At 39.5% G+C, this 2,403-nt stretch carries 5 protein-coding genes; all 5 read left to right on the top strand.

The window, feature by feature from the left end:
* The first annotated feature begins 131 nt into the window (after positions 1–131).
* A complete protein-coding gene (locus tag ES675_RS16265) occupies positions 132–794 on the top strand; it encodes an ATP-binding protein (protein ID WP_066257029.1) in 663 nt (220 codons plus the stop codon).
* Positions 795–813: 19 nt separating this feature from the next.
* On the top strand, positions 814–1,128 hold the full coding sequence (locus ES675_RS16260) for a hypothetical protein (protein ID WP_066257026.1): 315 nt from the start codon (positions 814–816) through the stop codon (positions 1,126–1,128).
* 148 nt (positions 1,129–1,276) lie between these two features.
* Positions 1,277–1,468 (top strand): hypothetical protein, encoded by a 192-nt coding sequence (locus tag ES675_RS16255; RefSeq protein WP_066257021.1) that lies wholly within the window; start codon positions 1,277–1,279, stop codon positions 1,466–1,468.
* 1 nt (position 1,469) lies between these two features.
* Complete coding sequence (locus ES675_RS16250; protein ID WP_066257017.1) at positions 1,470–2,126, top strand: DUF3164 family protein; 657 nt, start codon at positions 1,470–1,472, stop codon at positions 2,124–2,126.
* 1 nt (position 2,127) lies between these two features.
* Positions 2,128–2,403, top strand: a 276-nt coding sequence (locus ES675_RS16245; protein ID WP_148367574.1) for a hypothetical protein, incomplete at its 3' end; no start/stop codon positions are given.

The following is a 2,403-nucleotide window of genomic DNA, read 5'->3' as shown; positions in this document are numbered from 1 at the left end:
ATTATGGCGAGCTGCACGATGTGCTGGTTCCATGTATGCGCGAGGCCGATAGATTAAATGTACCAATATCCATAGCATTGGTAAAAAAGATATTGAATGTAAATGAAGTTGAAATTTTTAACGCCCACTAATTGCAAACAAAAACAAAGAAAAGGCCAGCAAAGCTTAAAAAGGTTTTAACGGTCGCCAATATTCAAAACCAAACCGTAACAAAATTACAGTGGATAGGCAAGTGGCTTGAAGCTTTTGGAAAACCTCAAGATAGAGGTGTATGGTTTGTCTGGGGAGGCTCTGGAAGTGGTAAAAGTACGTTTATCATGATGCTGGCAAAAGCCTTGGCCATATTAAACTTTAAAGTGTTTTACAACCTACTAGAAGAGGAAACCGACGACACGGATTATATAGATAGAACTGAATTATTGCAAATGAACGAAGTAGAGAAAAATTTTCACACGCAAAGCTATAATTACCAAGAGCTGATAGCATATTTAAATATGCGTAATCCGCCAAAGGTGGTAGTTGTGGACTCTATTACATACTTAACAAAGGACTGGGATCAATACATGGCGCTTAAACGCTTATGCAATAAGAAAAACATCATGCTCATAATAGTTGGGCATGCTGAAGGCAAAAATCCAAGGAGCGAATTTGAAAAGTCCATTCGCTTTGACGCTAAAATGAAAGTGTTTGTGGACGGCTTCCTGGCACAATGCCAAGGCAGAACCATAGGAGAAAACGGCGGCCGCTTTATTGTCTACCAAAAAGGCTACGATATGCTTCGTGGCGAATCATAACAAATAACAACCCGAAACAATGAAAAAACAAGTCTTACAAATTTTACAAATGGATGCAGACGCTTACTACATGTTAGTAATGGACTGTTATCTGGAGTGGTGCCAATCAAAAAGTAAAAACCAAACATCACTACAAAAGTTACTAATATCCAAACCGCTTTTTAACTGGTGGTACAAATGCTTGGAGTTTGAGGAGCGCAAATTTGTTTACCAGGGCAAAGCCTACATCGGCAAACTATCGCCAGAACTGGCCATTGATTTCTACAGGGAAACCATTAGCCCTATTAATAAACTATTCTCTAAACCATTAATGAAAAAAGCCTATGACAGCTAGACAACTTGAAAACAAAATAGCCGACCTCGGTTTTGGCTAGATCACAACCCGAACCATCCAGACAAAGCGCAAAATGCAAATTTGCTTTTGCATTATCAATTTAAACTATCTCAAAAAAACAAATTAACAATTTAAAATATTAAAACCTATGGCAGAACAATATGCAACAATTAAAATCAACATCGAAAATGGCGAATGTGACGCTAGCGTAGATGGACACGTAGTAGACATAGTTGAGGGATTAGCCCACATGCTAATTAAATCTAATGAAATGTTGCGCTTTTTTAAGGCAGCCGTCGAAGTAACTGAATTACATAACAACGAATTAAAGAAGAAATAGTATGAACACAGAAAACCAAACCGTTGACCTCTCAACACTAACTGCAGACCAACTGCAGGCCGAATTAAAAAGACGCCAATTAGCCGAAAACGAAAAAGCCATGAAAGCTAAAAAGGTGTATGAATCCGATAATGAGGACTTCATTATTAACGCCGTTTCCAAGGCCAAACAATTACGTCGGGAACTGGACGACTTTAAAAAAGTAACCATCAAGCAGGCCAATGAATTATACATCCGCATGTATCACATGGAGGGCAAGGAACCTAAAGAGGTTAAAACATTTAGCCGTATTAATAAAGCTGGCGATATGAAGGTAACCGTCGATATGCAAGAACGCTTCGCCTTTACCGATGAAGCGGAAGTTCATATAGACGCCATTCAAGATATTTTTAAAAACAAGTTCCAGGATCGCAACAAAGGTTTTTACCGCGTATGGGAAAAAACCATGATGCGCAACGGGAAAGGCGAGTTCGACCCGAAACTTCTAGCCAAGGCCAGAACCGAGGTTAGAGAGTTGGGCGACGATGAACTGATTAATCGCTTTGATAAGCTAGACGAGTGCCAGACAGTAATTGGTAGCAGCTTATACTGCAGAATCTACGCGAGAGATGAAAAGAACAAATGGCAGGACATTTCGCTAAACTTTTCAAGTCTATAATATGGTTAATACCCACCATACCATAAACGACGAAAACAGCAAGAACCACCAGCGCCAAAAGGCACTAAAAGCCTTGGCGCTTGCCAAACAACTGGAAGCCGAAAAACTGAAGGCTGGAGCAACCTATACACGCATTGATAAAAAAACCTATAAACTAAACACAGATCGCATGGCAGTAGAAATTCAACAATTTCATGATAACGAAGTACTCGTAAACAACAAATTAATAATACAAGACCAGGAAGGCGTTTGGAAGGCCAAAATAGAGCTTACCAAT

Source organism: Algorimicrobium algoritergicola (assembly GCF_008086165.1).
Taxonomy (GTDB): Bacteria; Bacteroidota; Bacteroidia; order Flavobacteriales; family Flavobacteriaceae; genus Algorimicrobium; species Algorimicrobium algoritergicola.
Note: the sequence above shows the minus strand (reverse complement) of the source record. Positions and strands in the feature narration are given on the sequence as shown.

What these genes read in the sequence shown, in the direction of transcription:
- ES675_RS16255 (WP_066257021.1), top strand. Translation starts at nt 1,277, where the DNA reads ATGGCAGAACAATATGCAACAATTAAAATCAACATCGAAAATGGCGAA.
- ES675_RS16260 (WP_066257026.1), top strand. Translation starts at nt 814, where the DNA reads ATGAAAAAACAAGTCTTACAAATTTTACAAATGGATGCAGACGCTTAC.
- ES675_RS16250 (WP_066257017.1), top strand. Translation starts at nt 1,470, where the DNA reads ATGAACACAGAAAACCAAACCGTTGACCTCTCAACACTAACTGCAGAC.